The sequence below is a fragment of the Mangrovimonas cancribranchiae genome, assembly GCF_037126245.1.
GTDB lineage: Bacteria > Bacteroidota > Bacteroidia > Flavobacteriales > Flavobacteriaceae > Mangrovimonas > Mangrovimonas cancribranchiae.
In genome coordinates this window covers 1,081,708-1,101,048 of record NZ_CP136925.1, presented here as the reverse complement: position 1 = coordinate 1,101,048, position 19,341 = coordinate 1,081,708, and the positions used below count along the sequence as shown (strand labels likewise).

Below are 19,341 nucleotides of genomic sequence, written 5' to 3'. Positions count from 1 at the left end.
ATATTCGTTTTTATAATTAACCAATTTATAAAAATGAAAAAACAATTACTTTTTACTCTATTAAGTCTAACTTTTTTTTACAATCTTACTTTTTCACAAATATCTTATGATAATGGATATTTTATAAATGAATCAGGGAAAAAAACCAGCTGTTTTATAAAAAATAATGATTGGAGAAATAACCCCGACAACTTTGAATATAAATTAACTGCTAATAGCGATATTAAAGTTGCAAGTGTTGACTCTATTAAAGAGTTTGGTATAACCAATTTCTCTAAATATATAAGGGCAACTGTGCAAATAGATAAATCTAGCGATAATATTAATAACTTGAGTTTAAATAAAACTCCTGAATTTGAAGAAGAAACATTATTTTTAAATGTTTTGGTTGAAGGAAATGCAACCTTATATTTGTACGAAAATGAAAATCTAAAACGATATTTTTTTAATTTGAATAACGGCAATGTTTCACAATTAATATATAAAGAATATAAATCGTCTGCGACTACTATTAGTGAAAACAACAGATATAAACAACAATTATGGAACAACTTAAAATGTTCCTCAATACAATTAAAGGATATAGAACGATTAAACTATAAACAAAAAAGCTTAACAACGTTTTTTATAGACTATAATAACTGCACCAATCCTACAAAAAGGACTACTAATTATGACAACAAAAAGAGTAAGTCTGATTTTAATGTAACTATAAGACCTCGTTTGAACAGTTCTTCTTTAGAAATTAGTGATAGTCAAAGAGATTTTGATTTTAGTTATGAAAATAAATTAGGTTTTGGAATAGGATTAGAATTAGAATACATCTTTCCTTTTAACAAAAACAAATGGGCAGTCGCTGTTGAGCCAACGTATCAAAGTTACGAATCGGAAGCAACAATAAAAAACCTGTCTAATGTTTCTGGTGGTTCTTTAAAATCTAGCGTAGAATATAGCTCGATTGATATACCAATATCTGCTAGATATTATATGTTTTTAAATAACAAATCTAAACTTTTTATTAACGCTTCTTATTTATTTAGTGTAGACAACTCTAAATCTTCGTTTGAAGCATTGAGAGTAGACGATTCAAGTTACGCCTCCTTAGATACTAAATCAGGACAGGGATTTGCTTTTGGAGTTGGTTATAAATTTATAAATAAAATTAGTGCTGAAGTTAGATTTCATACAAGTAGAAATATATTAAATGATTACCCCATTTGGGACTCTAACTATAATACAATATCTTTTATCGTAGGTTACACTCTTTTTTAACCTATTAATTTGCTTTTAAATAAAATAAAAAAACCGTTTCATATACGAAACGGTTTTTTGTTTTATAGTGTATTTAAAAAATTAAAACTGTAAATCTACATTTAAGTCAAACTCATCATAGATTGCTTTATCTTTTAAATTATCGAAAAAGCTTTTAGATCCGTAACGTACATCGTACTTAGAACGATCTACTTTTAACGATGCCGTTGCTTTGCTTCCGTAAACAGACATATCGAAAGTTACAGGATTTGATTTTCCTTTAATAGTTAAATCCCCTTCTACGGTATAAGACGTTTTGCCTTTTGGTGTTACTTTTGTAAATGTAATGGTTGCTTCTGGGTAGCTTTCAACACCAAAAAAGTCATCACTTTTTAAATGACCATCTAATTTGTCTTTGTAGTCTCCTTCTAAGTCTGTTGCACTAATAGTAGTCATATCTACTTTAAATTCTCCGCCAACTAAAGTCTCGTCGTTAAACTCAAGTACTCCTGAGGTTAAATTAATTGTTCCTTCGTGAGATCCGGCTACTTTATAGCCTTTCCACTCTACTTTACTTTCATCTACTTTAATCATTTTCTTTTCTTTTTTTATTGGATTTGTCAATACTGTTAATGCTATAATAGCAGTTGTTAATAGTTTCATTTGTATACGTTTTAAATTTGTTTAATTATTACGGTACAAAGATCCTACAAGACCTAAACAATAAAAATGAAGTAGTTTATAAAATGATATTAAACTAGTTTAACATTCTAGTTTTTGAGTACTAATTGACTTTTTATTTTACTTAAAAACTCTTTTGTTATACCTAGATAAGAAGCAATTAAATACTGTGGAATGCGCTGTTCTATTTTTGGGTAAGTTTCTCTAAAAAATACATATCTATCTTTAGCCGTCATGCTAAAATTTCTGATAATTCGTTTTTGCGATGCTACAAAAGCTCTTTCAATTATTTGTCTGAAAAACCGCTCCATTTTAGGGATTTTTTCAAAAATCTCTTCAATGGAATTTATATGGAATTGAATGGTTTCGGTATCTTCCAAACATTGTACATTAAAATCGGTTGGACTTTGTGTACTAAAACTCCCTAAATCTGATGTCCACCAATCTTCAATAGAAAACATAATAATATGTTCTTGACCTTCATCATCGACAAAAAACATTTTAGTACATCCTTTCGTAATAAAGCATTGCGCTTTACTAACATCGCCTTGTTGTAATATATATTGTCCTTTTAAATACTTACGATACACCAGTTTGCTAACCAAGAATTCGGCCTCTTCTTGGGTTAACGACACATAGTTTTTCATGTATTTTAAAAGTGGTTGAAAATTCATAGCATGACTTTAGGTAAAAATAAAAAAAGCATCCTAAAAATAGGATGCTCTTTCATTATAAATTTATACTATACTAAAGTACGTTGTCCATAATATCTTGAACAACTTCTGGATTTAATAACGTGCTCGTATCGCCTAGATTAGACGTATCTTTACTCGCTATTTTTCTTAAAATACGACGCATAATTTTTCCACTTCTTGTTTTTGGCAAGCCTTTTGTAAATTGAATTTTATCTAGTTTAGCAATAGGGCCAATTTGCTCGGTAATTAACTGATTAATTTCCTTTCGAAGGTTATCGTGGTTACGACTTTCGCCTGTTTCCTTTAAAATAACATAGCCATACAAGGCATTTCCTTTAATATCATGAGGGAATCCTACAATAGCACTTTCGGAAACTGCTGGATGCTCGTTAATAGCATCTTCAATTGGTGCTGTTCCTAAGTTATGTCCAGACACAATAACAACATCGTCTACACGACCTGTAATTCTATAATAACCAACCTCATCACGTAAAGCGCCATCTCCAGTAAAATACATATTTTCAAAGGCCGAGAAGTATGTATCTTTATATCTTTGATGATCTCCCCAAATGGTACGCGCCATTGATGGCCATGGGTATTTAATACATAATCGTCCATCGACTTGATTTCCTTTTATTTCCTCGCCATTTTCGTCCATTAAAGCTGGTTGTATACCAATAAATGGTAATGTTGCGTAGGTAGGTTTTGTTGGTGTTGCAAAAGGTATTGGTGAAATCATAATGCCTCCTGTTTCGGTTTGCCACCAGGTATCTACAATAGGAGCTTTTTTCTTACCTATATTATCATCGTACCAGTGCCAAGCTTCTTCATTTATAGGTTCACCTACGGTTCCTAAAACTTTTAATGAAGATAAGTCATATTTTTCTACATGATCCATTCCTTCTTTAGCTAGAGCTCTTATAGCTGTTGGCGCTGTGTAAAATTGATTTACTTGATGTTTATCTACAATTTCCCAAAAACGTCCAAAATCGGGGTAGCTTGGAACACCTTCGAACATTAGGGTTGTTGCGCCATTTAATAATGGCCCATAAACAATATAACTATGGCCAGTAATCCAGCCTATATCTGCCGTACACCAATACACATCATCTTCTCTATATTGAAAAACGTTTTTAAAAGTATAGGCTGTATAAACCATATATCCGCCACTGGAATGCACCATTCCTTTTGGTTTTCCTGTAGAGCCTGACGTATACAAAATAAATAACGGATCTTCTGCGTCCATAACCACTGGATCGCAATCATGATAAGCTTCATCCAATAAAGGTTGTAACCAATAGTCGCGACCTTCTTTCATTTTAATATTGCTATTTATTCGCTTTGCTACTAAAACACTTTCTATACTACTACAATCTTCTAAAGCTTCATCTACAATACTTTTAAGATCTATCGTTTTTGCACCTCTGTAAGAGCCATCTGAAGTAATGACCATTTTACATTCGCTATCATTAATTCTCGTGGCTAAAGCTGTTGATGAAAAACCAGCAAATACAACCGAATGAATAGCACCTATTCTGGCGCAAGCTAAAACTGAAATAGCTAACTCAGGAATCATAGGTAAATAAATACACACGCGATCACCTTTACCAATACCTTTTTCCTTTAGCACATTTGCAAATCTGCATACGCGATCGTGCAATTCTCTGTAAGATATATGTTGTGTCTCTTCATCTGGGTTATTAGGTTCGAAAATAATGGCAGTTTTATCGCCTCTTGTGTTTAGGTGTCTATCAATACAGTTTTCGGTAATGTTAAGTTGGGCACCTTCAAACCATTTAATTTCTGGTTTTGAAAAGTCCCATTGCAATACGTTATTCCATCGTTTACGCCATACAAAATGTTCTTCGGCAACTTCTTCCCAAAACACCTCTGGGTTCCTAACAGATTTTCTATAAACCTGATAATATTCTTCTAAATGTTTAATATGATAATTACTCATGATATTCTATTTATATTAAAAAATTAGTCCTTATGAATTCCTATTTGATTTGATTTGTAAACCGTTTGTATTTCTGTAATAATATCCGCATCATCTATTGTTGAAGGAACATTAAATGATAAATCATCTGCCATTTGACGTAACAATTTACGAAGAATTTTTCCCGATCGTGTTTTTGGTAATCGTTTTACCACTAACACTTCTTTAAACGATGCTACAGCACCAATTTCATGCCTTACGTCTTGAATAACTTCTGATGTAATTGTAGCTTCATTATCGGCATCTTGTGATTTTAAAACAATTAGCCCTAGTGGTTTTTGGCCTTTAATTTCGCAATGAATTCCAAACACAGCACATTCGGCCACATCCTTATGAGATGCTACCACCTCTTCCATTTCGGCTGTTGATAGTCTGTGTCCTGCAACATTAATAATATCGTCTACGCGACCTGTTATAAATACATAGCCATCTTCATCTTTATAACCACCATCACCTGAAAAATAATATCCTGGGAAACGTTTTAAATAACCTGCTTTAAAGCGTTCGGGATTCCCCCATAAATTCATTAATGTTCCTGGAGGCAAAGGCAGTTTAACAGCTACATAACCTTCAACACCTGCAGAGACTTCCTCACCATGCTCATCTAAAATAACAATATCATACCCGCAAACAGGCATGCCAGCAGAACCTGGTTTAACGTCTTGCAATTCTACACCAACCATATTAGCCAACATAGGCCATCCTGATTCGGTTTGCCACCAGTGATCGATAACAGGAACTTTTAAATGATTTTTTGTCCATGTTAAGGTGGCCACATCGCAGCGTTCTCCAGCTAAAAACTGATATTTAAGACAAGATAAATCATATTTATTGATAAAATCACCATCATGATCTTCCTTTTTTATAGCCCGAATAGCAGTTGGTGCCGTAAACATAACTTTTACTTGATGCTCGCTTATTACTCGCCAAAACGTAGAAGCGTCTGGTGTTTTAATAGGTTTTCCTTCAAAAAGAATGGTTGTATTTCTATTTAATAATGGGCCATACACAATATAACTATGTCCTACAACCCAACCTACATCGCTTGCTGCCCAAAATACATCGCCTTCGTCTACCCCATAAATATATTTCATAGAAAATTTTAATGCCGTAGCATAACCTCCCGTATCTCTAATAATTCCTTTGGGCTTTCCTGTTGTTCCTGATGTATATAAAATATAAGACGGGTGTGTTGCTTTTACCGGAACAGGATTTGCTGGTTTTGAATTGGATATTAGTTCCTGATAATCTATATCGTATGTTTTTTGCGTTCTTTCTACATCAATGCCTCTATCAAAAATAACTACCTGATTGGGTTTATGAGATGCTTGTTTTATAGCTTCGTCTACAAATGGCTTGTAAGGTATAATACGTTTAATTTCTATACCGCAAGTTGCCGTAATAATAGCCTTAGGTTTACAGTCGTCTATTCTTATAGCAAGTTCGTGAGGTGCAAATCCGCCAAAAACTACTGAGTGAATAGCGCCTATTCTAGCACAAGCTAACATGGCAAACAACGCTTGCGGAATCATAGGCATGTAAATAATAACGGTGTCGCCTTTTTCTATCCCTAGGTTTTTTAAACCGCCAGCTAATCGCGATACTTCTTCCTTTAATTCGTTATAAGTAATCGCTCGTTTGGTGTTTGTTACTGGTGAATCGTATATTATGGCATTGTCGTTTCCGTAACCATCATTTATATGCTTATCAATAGATAAGTAACTTAAGTTTAGTTCCCCATCTTCAAACCACTGATAATAATCGTTGGTATCTTTAGAGAGACAATTCTTTGGTAGTTTATACCAATCGAGTTGTTTGGCTTGCGATAACCAAAACGATTCTGGATTCTCTATACTGTTTTTATAAAATTCTAAATAATTCATAGTCTTGATTTATTAGAATTAAACAATCCAAACCAGTTGGGATTTAAAACCTTTAATTTGATTAACGCCCAAATAATTACAACAAAACACAACCCCATGACTATGGAGTTTAATGGACTTACAGATGTTTGACTTTCAAACTTAAAACGAAGATATAAAGAGCCTAGAGCATAAACAGCTATAAAAATATCTGATGCTAAGGGTCCAATACGGAATTTCATAATAAACTAACTTTAATTATACATAGGTTTAATTTGCACACAAACCATAATGTTAATTAAGTAAATCTAATACTTCCGAAATTATTTTCTTTATTGAAAACGGCTTAGTTAAATATTTATCTGCTCCTAGTTTTAGGCCTTTTTCAATATCTGAAGCTTTATGTTTTGCAGTTAAAAATACCACTTTTACTTGTGATAAACTGTCTTTTTTTTTGATAAATTCTAAGGTTTCATAACCATCTACCTTAGGCATCATAATATCCAATAATATAACATTAGGAATATTAGTTTCTAATATTTGTAATGCTTCTGTTCCATCTCTAGCAATAAACACTTCAAAGCCTTGCTTTTTAAAGGCGTACTCTAAGGTCATTACTATATTTGGCTCATCATCAACAATTAAAATTCTCCTATTCATACATTGGGGTTACAAGTTACTTAAATGGTAATTTAAAAACAAACTTTGCGCCATTTTTATAAGCTTTATCAACCCATATAATTCCATGGTGTTGCTCTATAATTTGCTTACAAATAGCCAATCCTAAACCGCTACCTTCTGGTTTTTTAGTATTTTGATTTTTAGATTGGTAAAACTTATCGAAAATAAAAGCAATATCTTCTGGAGGTATTCCATTTCCGTTATCTGTTACCGAAAACTCGATACTCTTATTTGCCATTTTGTAATCGATAGTAATAACACCATCTTTTTCTGGGCAAAACTTTATAGCATTAGACAGTAAATTTGTAACCACTTGCAGCAAACGGTCTTGATCAAATTCTAAAAATAGTTTATGCGGATTCTTATTGACTATTTTTACCGCTTTTTTATCGGCTAGGTGTTTCACCACTTGAATTGCTTTTTTTATAACCTTCTGAATGTCATTACTTTTAACATCGAGTGTCGTTTTTCCTTTTGATAGTTTTTCGAAATCTAAAATACTATTTATCAACCTTGACAACCTATCGCTATCCTGCAAGATATTACTTAAAAACTGTTCGCGCATCTGTTCTGGCATATCTTTATCGTCCAAAACTAATTCTGTTGATGCTCTAATGCCTGTAATTGGTGTTTTTAACTCATGAGCCACAGTATCTAGAAACTCATCCTTTTGCTGGTCTTTATTTAACAATTCCAAATTAGCTTCGCGTAATTGATTTGTTAAGCTAGTTAAAGCTGCCGATTTCTCACGAAGCATTTTATTTCTTGCTATGGTTTCTTTTGACTCTTCTAAAACCTTCAACACCTCTACTAAACTTACTTCTTCCTCTTTAACAACACTTGAAATTAGTATTTTTGCTGAAGCACTTCCTATGGTTCCCGTTAATAGCTTTTCAGAAAAATTAATTAATCTAGCATCGGCTATTTGGGTATCTTTTGGTAAATTATATTTCGTAAAAAACACTTTTAGGGCTCTATTTGCCTCTTTATCTCCTAAAAATTTTTCTAACACATTTTTAATATCGGATACATAAGCCTCACCTTTCCACACTAAGGCATTATCTTGTAATGAAGAATAGTTTTTACTATCTACAAACATTTCGGCATAATTTCGTTCTCTGTAATTACCACGATATACTAATGACAACATAAGATAAAATGCCAAGTTAAAGCTCAAACTCCAAAACATAGCATGTGCGTAAGGATTAAGAAAATTAATTCCAAATAGCTCATAAGGTTTTAAGTATTCTATCCCAAACAACCCGCTTTCAACAAAACTATTTGTACCCGATACAATGTTTATGGTAAATGGTAAAATTAAAGTATAAATGGTTATTAAAAACCCTATTACAATACCAACTATAGAGGCTCTTGCCGAGCCGCGATTCCAATACAATCCAAGGAAAAAGGAAGGCGCTAACTGAGCTACTATTACAAAAGAGACCAAGCCTATTGAAATTAAAGAACTCTCTATAGAAAAATTGTAATAAAAAACATAAGCTAAAATAATTATTAAGAAAATAGAAATGCGGCGAATATTCTTGATGTAGTAGGCGTTCTTTTCAGGGTGGTTTCTAATAAACTTATCTAAAAACCCATAAGGAATAATTAGGTTGTTACTTACCATTGTTGATAAGGCTAAGGTAGAAACAACCACCATAGAAATTATAGCAGAAAAACCACCTAAAAAAACTAACATGGCTAAAAACACATTGTCTTGACTTAGCGGTAATAATAATGTATAATATTCTGCATGAGCTACATCGCCTAACAACAACCTTCCGCCAAATGCAATAAATACGACAAACAAATTAAACAGTAATAAATATAAAGGGAACAACCAAATAGCTGTTTTTAAATGCTTTTCTCTTGTGTTTTCTATAACACTGATTTGAAATTGCCTAGGTAAAAGAAAAATAGCGAAAAAGGATAAGGCTATCATGAAAAACCAATTAAGACCACCCTCTAAATTAGGTATAGTGGTTAAGGTTTCAATATTATCTATTTCAGAAAATTTTGTTAGTATATCTTGTGGCCCATCAAATAACCAATAAGTCACATAAACTCCTATAATAAGAAAAAAGCTTATTTTGAAAATAGATTCCAACGCCACAGTAGTTACAATACCACGGTGTTTCTCAGAGGCATCGGTAGCTTGGGTTCCAAAGAATGTAGCAAAAATAGCTAATAAAAATGCGATGTAGAATGTTGAATCGTCCCATATACTTTTAGATACGTAACTGGTTTCATCTGCAATAACTTCAAAACTTCCAGATATTGCCTTTAATTGCAATGAAATGTAGGGCAAAATAGCTAAAAAGCAAACAATAGTAATTAAAGCGCCTAAAAACCTATTGTTACCATAACGTAGCGAAATAAAATCGGCAATCGATGAGATATTATGTTGCTTTGAAATACGTATTATCTTTCTTAAAACGACAACCCAAAGTGGCGCTGCAATTACGGGACCTAAGTAAATTGGCAAGAAATCTACACCAGAGTTAGCCGCAATACCTATACTTCCGTAATATGTCCATGCGGTACAATAAACAGCTAGGGATAAGGCATAAACATAAGGATTGTTTACCCATTTACTTTTTGTGTTTTTTTCCGTTTTAAAGGCTAAGAAAAACAAAAAGGCTAAATAAAAAACAATAATGGTTATTAGAATGTAATTACTCATAATGCTTTTTTAAAACGATATATGAAATTACAATTGATAATAACCAAATAGAAAAAATGGAGACATAAAAAATTGGGACCCCTAAAATGCTTCCATTTAAGTTAAACACAAAAATAAAAGGCAGATTAAACAGTAAGCATAATACAATTGATAATACTACTAATTTTTGTTCATGTCGTTTTTTCATACTTTAAAATGTGAGTATCTAAATTTAATAAAAAAACAGTGTTATGACTACCATAACACTGTTTTTACTAACTAAATTAACTTAAAATAAAAAGAATTAGTGGTGTGTTGCTTCACCTGCGCCACTTGGAATTCGTATATGCTCTACTATTTCCTGCACTTCTTGTGGTGGCGGTGGTGTTAATCTTGAAACAACTACAGAAACTACCACATTAACAATCATGGCTACAGTACCAAAACCTTCTGGAGAGGTACCAAACCACCATTCGCTTGACGGTCTTGGTTCAAAAACACCAATTAAACCTGTTTTATAACGTACCATATAAAATAACATTAATACAATACCTACAACCATTCCTGAAATGGCGCCTTGCTTATTCATGCGTTTATCAAAAATTCCGAGAATAATGGCTGGGAAGAAAGATGCTGCCGCCAAACCAAAGGCCAAAGCAACTACTGCCGCCACAAAACCAGGAGGATAAATCCCAAATAAACCAGCAATAATAATGGCTACCAAAATAGCTAATCTAGCTGCCCATAGTTCGCCTTTTTCTGAAATATCTGGTTTAAGTTGTTTTTTAATTAAATCGTGTGATATGGATGTTGAAATCACCAATAATAATCCCGCTGCTGTTGATAATGCTGCTGCTAAACCACCGGCAGCAACTAAAGCTATTACCCAATTAGGCAACTTAGCAATTTCTGGATTGGCAAGCACCATAATATCTCTATCTACATATAATTCATTCTCTGTGTTTGCATTTACATTTTTTAACACACGTTCGCCATGAGTTCCTCTACCATCTGAAAATAATGGATTTTTCCCCTCAATAGCACTTCCAGCAACATATTGAATTTTTCCATCACCATTTTTATCGCTCCAACCTATTAAGCCTGTATTTTCCCAATTTTTAAACCATTCTGGAACTTCAGTATATTTTGTGTTACTCACAGTATCGATTAAGTTAGTTCTGGCAAAAACAGAAATGGCTGGCGCTGTTGTATAAAGAATAGCTATTAAAAACAATGCATATCCTGCCGACTTTCTGGCGTCTTTAACCTTTGGTACTGTAAAAAACCTTACAATTACATGCGGCAATCCAGCTGTACCAACCATTAAGGCTAGTGTAATAGCAAATACATCCCAAGTAGATTTTGTGCCACTAGTGTATTCGTTAAATCCTAATTCTGTATGCAACGTATCTAATTTATCCAAGAGATACATGCCACCTTCTAGCTTACCTCCCATTCCTATTTGAGGGATTGGATTCCCTGTCATTTGCATTGAAATAAAAAAAGCTGGCACCATAAACGCAAATATTAACACACAATACTGCGCTACTTGCGTATAAGTGATTCCTTTCATTCCTCCTAAGAAAGCAAAAACCAACACTACAGCCATACCAATAACAACACCTGTATTAATATCTACTTGAAGGAATTGTGAAAACACAATACCAACTCCTCTCATTTGTCCAGCTACATAGGTAAATGACACAATTAAAGCACAGATGACAGCCACTGTTCTTGCGCCATTAGAATAATAACGATCTCCTATAAAATCTGGTACTGTAAATTTTCCGAATTTTCGTAAATACGGTGCTAATAATAGTGCTAAAAGCACATAACCACCTGTCCATCCCATAAGGTAAACAGAACCATCATAGCCTGCAAAAGAAATAATTCCCGCCATTGATATAAAAGACGCTGCGCTCATCCAATCGGCTGCAGTCGCCATTCCATTTGCTAAAGGAGAAACACCTCCACCAGCTACATAAAAATCTTTTGTAGAGCCTGCTCTAGCCCAAATAGCAATTCCAAAATAAAGGGCAAAAGTTACTCCTACTAATATCCAAGTCCACGTTTGTACACTCATAATTATTTGTTTTTTTGTTAAAGGCTACTCGTCGAAGCCGTATTTTTTATCTAATTTGTTCATAAGTCTTACGTAAACGAAAATGAGTATTACGAATACATAGATAGATCCTTGTTGTGCGAACCAAAAGCCTAGTTTAAACCCGCCTAGTCTAATATTATTTAAAGCATCTTTAAACAATATTCCTGCGCCATAGGAAACCACAAACCAAACACTTAACAATATGATTAAGTACTTTAAGTTTTCTTTCCAATACGCCGTTGCATGTTTTTGTTTATCTGTCATATCTGTTGTTTTTTTTATAAGTAAATCATTGCTTGAAGGGTTACAGAGCCTACATTAGAATCTCCAAATTTTTGATTTTTATATTCCAATGTTAGTTTTGAATTGTGACCACTGAAATATGCATTAGCTCCTATTCCTAAAACATCTCTATTATCATTAGCACCATCATAACTATTTGATGCAAAAGAAACATAAGGTTGAAATCTAGGTTTTGCCACATCTCCTGGTAACACATACCCTACGTGACCATAAATCATAGAGCCTGTTCCGTAGGCACTATATAAATAGTCTTCGCCATAATCGTTTGATTGAAATGTTGCGTACGCAGTAATGGCACTTCCGTTTTCCCCTAAAGAACTATCGTAAAAAGCATCAATTGCAAAAATGGATACATCCTCGCCTTTTAGTTCTGTTCCTTCCATTCTAACAGCGCCTTCTGGATGTAAAAAGAATCCTGCTCCAACATTAAATATGCGTTTTCCCCCTAAATAAGTTCCTACTTTATAGGGTAAAAAATTAGATTCTTCATCTAAGAAATGATAATCAAAATACCCCGCATAGCATTTACCGGCATCTTTAGAACCTAATAATTCTCGTCCGGCATAATATGTTGTATTTTCAGAAATATCTGGACTTCCATCGGCATTATAGGCTACTCTATTTTGAACATCTAAAGAGTTTGAAATAGCATCATTAATAGCCAATCGGTATTGCAGCTTTCCTATTTTTCCTTTGGCAAAAATACCCATGTGTCTCGCGAACTGGTCTGAAAGTCCAATTGTAGCCCATGATTGACGATTATTATCCATCGTCATCATATTTAACGTACTTTGATTGTTAAGTCGGGAAATACCATTAAAATAATGCAAACCACCACCAATGGAGTGATTTTTAGTGATGTTGTATTGTGCCCAAACATCGTGAAAGAAAAGTTGAGAATTGTCTCCTGTTCCTACAGCACTCATATTAGATGCGTTTAAGCTATTTAATCCAAAATGTGTTAAAATGAGAAACTTGTCGTTAATCTGCGCATACATTAAAACTCTTGCGCGACGTAAGTTAAAATTTAGTTTACTAGACTCTTCGGGAACATCGTCGCTATAGGATCCTTGAACCTGAGCCCAAGATAAGATACGAAAGTATTTTTTACCTTCTTCGTCAAATTTCACCTTAAATCCCCCATTATAATCTGGAGAACCTTGTGAAAACATAAACTGGCTGAAAAAAAAGATGCTTCCAGCCAGTAAATACAGTGTTTTTCTCATAAGTTTTAAAAGATTAGTTAATTAACATTATGGTTTTGTGTGCTTAGCTAATCTCTTAAAAACACTGTATTAACAAAAAATTAATATATCTTTTTGTTAATTATATATATCTAATCTTTGAAACGCTCCCATTTTATTAGCATAAACTTATCTCCAAGCTCTGTAACAAGCACTCCAGCTCCTGTTAAATTAGCTGCATCTGAGAAGTATTTAGCTAATTCCTGAGCGTTTAATATTTTATATGTAGGATGATAATCTGTTTTGTACGGTCTTTTAACGTTATACTTTTTTACCCAATTCATAATACTTACATGCGAGATTCCTAAAATGCGTTCAATCTCACGATACGTTAACCCTTCCAAATACAGCTGTAATGCTTTATTAACGTAATAGTCATCTATTTTTTTTCCTAGCTTATTTACTGTAAAAAAGTAACCACAACTTTTACATTTATAACGCTGCCTATTATTAACTATACCACTTTTAATATAAGCATCGGAACCACAATTAGGACAAAGATTTATTTTCATGTATAGTAATTTTGCATAAATATAGTAATTTAGCAACATTAAAATATAAATACGTTAATTTAATTGATAAAAAAGTGCAAACACCCTAAAAAAACAAGGGCAAAAATGCCAAAACATTAACAAATAGCTAATTTTAACCTATTATGCTAGAATTGGGATTAAAAAACGCCTCTTCCTCTTTAGTCAACATTCTTGAGTGAATAATAAATCGTAATCCTAAGGGAATTTCTAGAGAAAAACTAGCACCACGACCTTCGGTAATATCTATAGTTAAATGCGTATGTTTCCAATACTCAAATTGGTCGATATTCATATAAAAGCTAACACCCTCCAGTTCTCCTAATAACACATCACTCTCATCTAAATACATGTCGTCTTTCTCAAAAATCATTGGCGATGATCCATCGCAACATCCACCACTTTGATGAAAAATGAGTTCGCCATGTTTCTCTTTTAATTGTCTCACAACTTTTGCAGCTGCTTCTGTTATCGCTATTCTTTCCATATGTATAAATTTAATAAAAAAAGGCTGAACATAATTATTCAGCCTTGCTACTAATCAAACATTTTCTCTATTAAAAGAAACCTAACTTATTCTTATCATAAGAAATAAGCATATTTTTAGTCTGACGGTAGTGATCCATCATCATAAGATGGTTTTCTCTACCAAAACCAGATTTTTTATACCCTCCAAATGGTGCATGTGCTGGGTAAGCATGATAACAATTCACCCAAACACGTCCTGCTTTAATAGCTCTCGGAATTTGATATAATTGATGTGCATCGCGTGTCCAAACTCCTGCTCCAAGACCATATAATGTATCGTTAGCGATTTCTAAGGCTTCAGCTTCATCTTTAAATTTAGTTACACAAACAACTGGTCCGAAAATTTCTTCTTGGAAAACACGCATTTTATTATGCCCTTCTAAAATAGTCGGCTTTATATAGAACCCGTTTGCTAAATCGCCTTCTTTATTTGCTTCGCCACCACAAAGTACTTTAGCTCCTTCGTCTTTACCTATTTTAATATAAGATTGAATTTTCTCGTACTGATCGTTAGAGGCTTGCGCACCAACCTGAGTGTTTACACTATAAGGACTATCTTGAACAATAGCTTTGGTACGTGCTAAAACACGCTCCATAAATTTATCGTAAATATCTTCTTGCACTAAAATACGAGATGGACATGTACACACTTCACCTTGATTAAAAGCAAACAACACAGCACCTTCAATAGCCTTATCTAAATAAGCATCATCGGCATCCATAACACTGTTAAAGAATATGTTTGGCGACTTACCACCCAATTCCATAGTTACAGGGTTAAGGTTTTTTGATGCATATTGCATAATTAACTGTCCAGTTGTGGTTTCTCCGGTAAAAGCAACTTTATCTACCTTAGAGCTTGATGCTAAAGGCTTACCTGCTTCGGGACCAAAGCCATGTACAACATTAACAACACCAGGAGGAAAAACATCTGCAATTTTTTCCATTAATAAAGTAGCTGATGATGGTGTTTGCTCGGCTGGTTTTAACACCACACAATTACCTGTGGCTAAAGCTGGCGGCAATTTCCAAGACAACATTAATAATGGGAAATTCCATGGAATAATTTGTCCTACAACACCTAGTGGCTCTTTAATATTCATGGAAAGGGTGTTAGCATCTAACTCGGTTGCTGAGCCTTCTTCGGCACGAATACAAGACGCAAAATAACGCCAATGATCTACAGATAATGGCACATCGGCATTTAAGGTTTCTCTTATAGGTTTTCCGTTATCACAGGTTTCTACTAAAGCAAATTCTTCTAAATTAGCCTCTATAATATCGGCCACTTTATTTAACAAGGCTGCTCTTTCGGTAGCCGAAGTATTCCCCCAACTTTCTTTTGCAGCATTAGCTGCATCTAATGCTAGTTCAACATCTTCTTTTTGCGATCTTGGGTATTTTGCTATTAGACTATTGTCTATAGGTGATCTGTTTTCAAAATACTCGCCCCCTTTTGGAGCCACAAACTTCCCGTTAATAAAATTATCATAGGATGTTTTAAATTCTGGTTTAGAATAACTCATACTGTTTTATTTAATGATTATTTTTCTATGTATCAACATGTTAAACACTTTTAATCAAAAAATTAAATATTTTAACATTTCGCTAATTTTATCGCAACAAAACTAGCTTATTGATAATTTTTATAAAGTTATTTTATCAAATCCTAATAATCTTGAACATATTTATTAAATTGTTGAACATATCTATCACGTGTATTTTACACAACACCTTTTTTTGTAATATTGAATATGAGTCAACTTTTAAAACATCATAGAAGTCATAGAAAGCTAACCACTTTGGTTGAAAACCGCACGACTTATAATGCGGATTATGCCGAACTTAATATTTTTGAAACTCACGAATATGCAGAACAAGTTTCTTTAACCTTCGATTTTCCAGTTATAGCCAGTATGTTAACAGGAAAAAAAGTCATGCACATAGACGGCTTACCATCGTTTGAGTTTTTTCCAGGAGAATCTGTTGTTATGCCTACTAATAAAGAAATGGTGATAGACTTTCCTTTAGCAACAAAAGAAAGCCCTACACAATGTCTTGCTCTAGGAATAGACAGTAATAAAATAGACGAAGTGGTTGAAAAGTTTAATCATCAAGTCGCTATCGAACGTGAAAATAACACTTGGAAACTAGACAATAATGCTTCACATCTTATTAATAATGTAGATGTTAATCATTTAGTAGAACGTTTGGTGCACACATTTACCAATAATGCATCATCTAAAGATATCTTGTTGGATTTAATGATTCAAGAACTTATTGTACGCTTATTACAAACCAAAGCCAAAGCCTTTTTACTTAACGATACCGATGGTATTTTTAGCGACACGCGCATAGGCATGGTTATTAAATACATTAAGCAAAATTTAACCAACAAAGACATTACAGTTGATTTACTTGCTGAAAAAGCGTGTATGAGTACGTCTCACTTTCACAAGAAATTCAAAAATACTTTAGGCGTTTCTCCTATAGATTATATCAACTCTGAAAAGATTAAGTTTTCTAAAAAACTTATAAAGGAATCGAATGACTTACGAATGTCTGAAATTGCTTTTAAATCCGGTTTTAACAACACCAGTTACTTTAATAGGCAGTTTAAAAAAATGGAGTTAATGACACCACAACAGTTTAAAATGTCTATCTCAAAAATTTCTTAAGCTTATTTTTCTTATCCCAAGAAAAATAGAAATTGGAGTGCTTATCGGTTAATTTTAAATAAAGCTTTAAATTAAGATCTCATCAAAACTCTAAATAATTATATGAAAACTCCGCTTGTTTTTATTTAATTACCTAATAATCTCTTAACCAATCATTAATTTCTTAATATATTGTTAAAAATGATTTTTAATGTTTAAATTAGTCTTGTAAACCAATTCATGCAACATTATGAAACATTTTTTTGTAGTTCTCTTTAGTCTTTTACTACTTACGACTTGTAAAGAAACTAAAAAAGAACAACCCATTGAAGAAACTACTACAACTGAAATGACTACCGAACCGGAAGTTCCCGTAAACCCTTTAAAAGATGTCTATTGGGGAGACACCCATAACCACACGGGTAATTCCTTTGATGTCTTTTTATTCGGAACCCCAAACTCAACTCCCGAAATCGCTTATAGATTTGCTAAAGGAGAAGAAGTAGAAAGTCCTACTACAGGGAAACCATGGAAACTATCTAAGCCTTTAGACTTTCTTGTGGTTGCCGATCATGCCGAATTGATAGGCTCAATTCCTTTAATGTATGAAAACACGCCTGGTATTTCAGACACAAAAACAGGGAAAACCTTTTTAGCAATCGCACCTAACAAATCTGAGGAAAATATGCAAAAGCTATATGACATCCTTAATTATGCCGCTTTCGACCAGCCAAATGAAGCCAACTTAACGGCTAAAGATTTAGTTAATGATTTTGGAGGCGAAAAGGTTACAGAGGCCTGGACACGGTATATAGAAACTGCCGAAAAGCACAACGACCCGGGAAAATTCACCACCCTTATAGGATGGGAATGGACCTCAAACAATAGTGGTGCCAATCTTCACCGAGTTGTTTTTATGCCTCAGGGCGGCGACGTGGCCAAACAATTTTTGCCTTATAGCTCATTAGATAGCGACGACCCAGAAGATCTTTGGGCTTGGCTTGAAACCACAAGCCAACAAACGGGAGCCGAGTTTGTAGCTATCCCTCACAACCCCAATATTAGTCTGGGCTTAATGTTTGCCGAAACACGCTTAAACGGTGAACCTATAGATAAGGCTTATGCCGATGCCCGAATGAAATGGGAACGTTCCGTAGAGATTACACAAATTAAAGGCGATTCTGAAACTCACCCGGCTCTATCTCCTAATGACGAATTTGCAGATTTTGAAACTTACGACTTTGCTTTAACTCCTGATGGCAGGAGACCTGCCCCAACCAAAGCAGATTATGTGCGTTCTGGTTTAAAACGCGGATTAGAGTTAGAAAAAAAGATAGGAGCCAATCCATATAAAATCGGTTTTGTAGGTGGTACCGATTCCCACACAGGGATAACTGCTGTTGAAGAAACCAACTTTGGAGGAAAAGGTCAACATGATTCTGAACCTAAAAAGCGAGCACACCCCACAGGTATTGGCTCATCTAAAGGATGGGATATGGGCGCTGCAGGATGGGTTGGTGTTTGGGCCGAAAGCAACACCCGCCAAAGCCTGGTAGATGCCTTCCAACGTAAAGAAGTTTACGCAACTACAGGACCACGCATGACCTTACGTGTATTTGGCGGCTATAATTTTACCGAAAGTGATCTTAATGCTGAAATGGTTAAAACAGGTTACGATAAGGGGGTTCCTATGGGTGGCGATTTAAATAAAACTGAAAGTGGTACAGCTCCAGGATTTTTAATAGCCGCAATGAAAGATCCCGATGGTGCCAATCTGGATAGAGTTCAGGTGGTTAAAGGTTGGTTAAAAGCAGATGGTACTTCTGGTGAAAAAGTTTATGATGTTGCCTTATCAGATGGCAGAACAGATGGTAAAGTAAAAGTGGGGAACACTGTAGACCTTAAAACGGGAAAATATACCAATACCATTGGAGCTTCAGAATTAAAAGTGTTTTGGACAGATCCAGATTTCGACGCTAGTCAAAGTGCCTTCTATTATGTGAGAGTTTTAGAAATTCCAACACCTAGGTATTCTTTATACGATGCTATTGAATTAGGTATTGATGTAAAAGAAACCAATCATCCGGCTACCATTCAGGAAAGAATATACAGTTCTCCAATATGGTATAACCCAAATTAAACAA

General features: G+C 34.1%; 16 protein-coding genes. 3 read left to right on the top strand and 13 right to left on the bottom strand.

The features are described from left to right. Nucleotides 1-33: 33 nt before the first annotated feature. Nucleotides 34-1,272, top strand: coding sequence for an outer membrane beta-barrel protein (locus R3L15_RS04865; RefSeq protein ID WP_338733573.1), 1,239 nt, complete (start codon nucleotides 34-36; stop codon nucleotides 1,270-1,272). An 81-nt stretch (nucleotides 1,273-1,353) separates the two neighbouring features. Here R3L15_RS04865 and R3L15_RS04860 read toward each other — a convergent pair whose 3' ends face one another. The 13 genes from R3L15_RS04860 to R3L15_RS04800 form a co-directional block, all read right to left on the bottom strand. Next, nucleotides 1,354-1,914 carry a YceI family protein gene (locus R3L15_RS04860; protein WP_338733572.1) on the bottom strand — a complete coding sequence of 187 codons (561 nt, stop codon included), beginning with the start codon at nucleotides 1,912-1,914 and terminating at the stop codon, nucleotides 1,354-1,356. 107 nt (nucleotides 1,915-2,021) lie between these two features. After that, nucleotides 2,022-2,606: a Crp/Fnr family transcriptional regulator gene (locus tag R3L15_RS04855; protein ID WP_338733570.1), complete on the bottom strand. Its 585-nt coding sequence runs from the start codon at nucleotides 2,604-2,606 to the stop codon at nucleotides 2,022-2,024. Between the two features lie 73 nt (nucleotides 2,607-2,679). Further along, nucleotides 2,680-4,587, bottom strand: a complete 1,908-nt coding sequence (gene acs, locus R3L15_RS04850; protein ID WP_338733569.1) for an acetate--CoA ligase — start codon at nucleotides 4,585-4,587, stop codon at nucleotides 2,680-2,682. A 23-nt stretch (nucleotides 4,588-4,610) separates the two neighbouring features. Beyond that, a complete protein-coding gene (locus R3L15_RS04845; protein WP_338733568.1) occupies nucleotides 4,611-6,509 on the bottom strand; it encodes an acetate--CoA ligase in 1,899 nt (632 codons plus the stop codon). After that, nucleotides 6,506-6,730, bottom strand: coding sequence for a hypothetical protein (locus tag R3L15_RS04840; RefSeq protein WP_338733567.1), 225 nt, complete (start codon nucleotides 6,728-6,730; stop codon nucleotides 6,506-6,508). The genes R3L15_RS04845 and R3L15_RS04840 overlap by 4 nt, the downstream gene beginning before the upstream one ends. Before the next feature lie 52 nt (nucleotides 6,731-6,782). After that, the gene (locus tag R3L15_RS04835; RefSeq protein ID WP_338733566.1) at nucleotides 6,783-7,148 is read right to left on the bottom strand and encodes a response regulator; all 366 of its coding nucleotides are present in this window, start codon (nucleotides 7,146-7,148) and stop codon (nucleotides 6,783-6,785) included. 16 nt (nucleotides 7,149-7,164) lie between these two features. Continuing rightward, nucleotides 7,165-9,852, bottom strand: a complete 2,688-nt coding sequence (locus R3L15_RS04830; RefSeq protein WP_338733565.1) for a sensor histidine kinase — start codon at nucleotides 9,850-9,852, stop codon at nucleotides 7,165-7,167. A 283-nt stretch (nucleotides 9,853-10,135) separates the two neighbouring features. Further along, complete coding sequence (locus tag R3L15_RS04825; protein ID WP_125467255.1) at nucleotides 10,136-11,914, bottom strand: sodium:solute symporter family protein; 1,779 nt, start codon at nucleotides 11,912-11,914, stop codon at nucleotides 10,136-10,138. A 24-nt stretch (nucleotides 11,915-11,938) separates the two neighbouring features. After that, nucleotides 11,939-12,199 (bottom strand): DUF4212 domain-containing protein, encoded by a 261-nt coding sequence (locus tag R3L15_RS04820; protein ID WP_125467256.1) that lies wholly within the window; start codon nucleotides 12,197-12,199, stop codon nucleotides 11,939-11,941. Nucleotides 12,200-12,213: 14 nt separating this feature from the next. After that, nucleotides 12,214-13,464 carry a hypothetical protein gene (locus R3L15_RS04815; RefSeq protein WP_338733562.1) on the bottom strand — a complete coding sequence of 417 codons (1,251 nt, stop codon included), beginning with the start codon at nucleotides 13,462-13,464 and terminating at the stop codon, nucleotides 12,214-12,216. 110 nt (nucleotides 13,465-13,574) lie between these two features. After that, on the bottom strand, nucleotides 13,575-13,994 hold the full coding sequence (locus R3L15_RS04810) for a terminase gpP N-terminus-related DNA-binding protein (protein WP_158611354.1): 420 nt from the start codon (nucleotides 13,992-13,994) through the stop codon (nucleotides 13,575-13,577). A gap of 133 nt (nucleotides 13,995-14,127) precedes the next feature. Next, nucleotides 14,128-14,499 carry a DUF779 domain-containing protein gene (locus R3L15_RS04805; protein ID WP_338733559.1) on the bottom strand — a complete coding sequence of 124 codons (372 nt, stop codon included), beginning with the start codon at nucleotides 14,497-14,499 and terminating at the stop codon, nucleotides 14,128-14,130. A 70-nt stretch (nucleotides 14,500-14,569) separates the two neighbouring features. Next, a complete protein-coding gene (locus tag R3L15_RS04800; protein WP_338733558.1) occupies nucleotides 14,570-16,066 on the bottom strand; it encodes an aldehyde dehydrogenase family protein in 1,497 nt (498 codons plus the stop codon). A 228-nt stretch (nucleotides 16,067-16,294) separates the two neighbouring features. On the opposite strand from R3L15_RS04800, the gene R3L15_RS04795 reads away from it, so the two are divergent. Both R3L15_RS04795 and R3L15_RS04790 read left to right on the top strand, forming a co-directional pair. Then, nucleotides 16,295-17,218, top strand: a complete 924-nt coding sequence (locus R3L15_RS04795; protein ID WP_338733557.1) for an AraC family transcriptional regulator — start codon at nucleotides 16,295-16,297, stop codon at nucleotides 17,216-17,218. A 229-nt stretch (nucleotides 17,219-17,447) separates the two neighbouring features. Beyond that, a complete protein-coding gene (locus R3L15_RS04790) occupies nucleotides 17,448-19,337 on the top strand; it encodes a DUF3604 domain-containing protein (protein ID WP_338733555.1) in 1,890 nt (629 codons plus the stop codon). Nucleotides 19,338-19,341 lie beyond the last annotated feature (4 nt).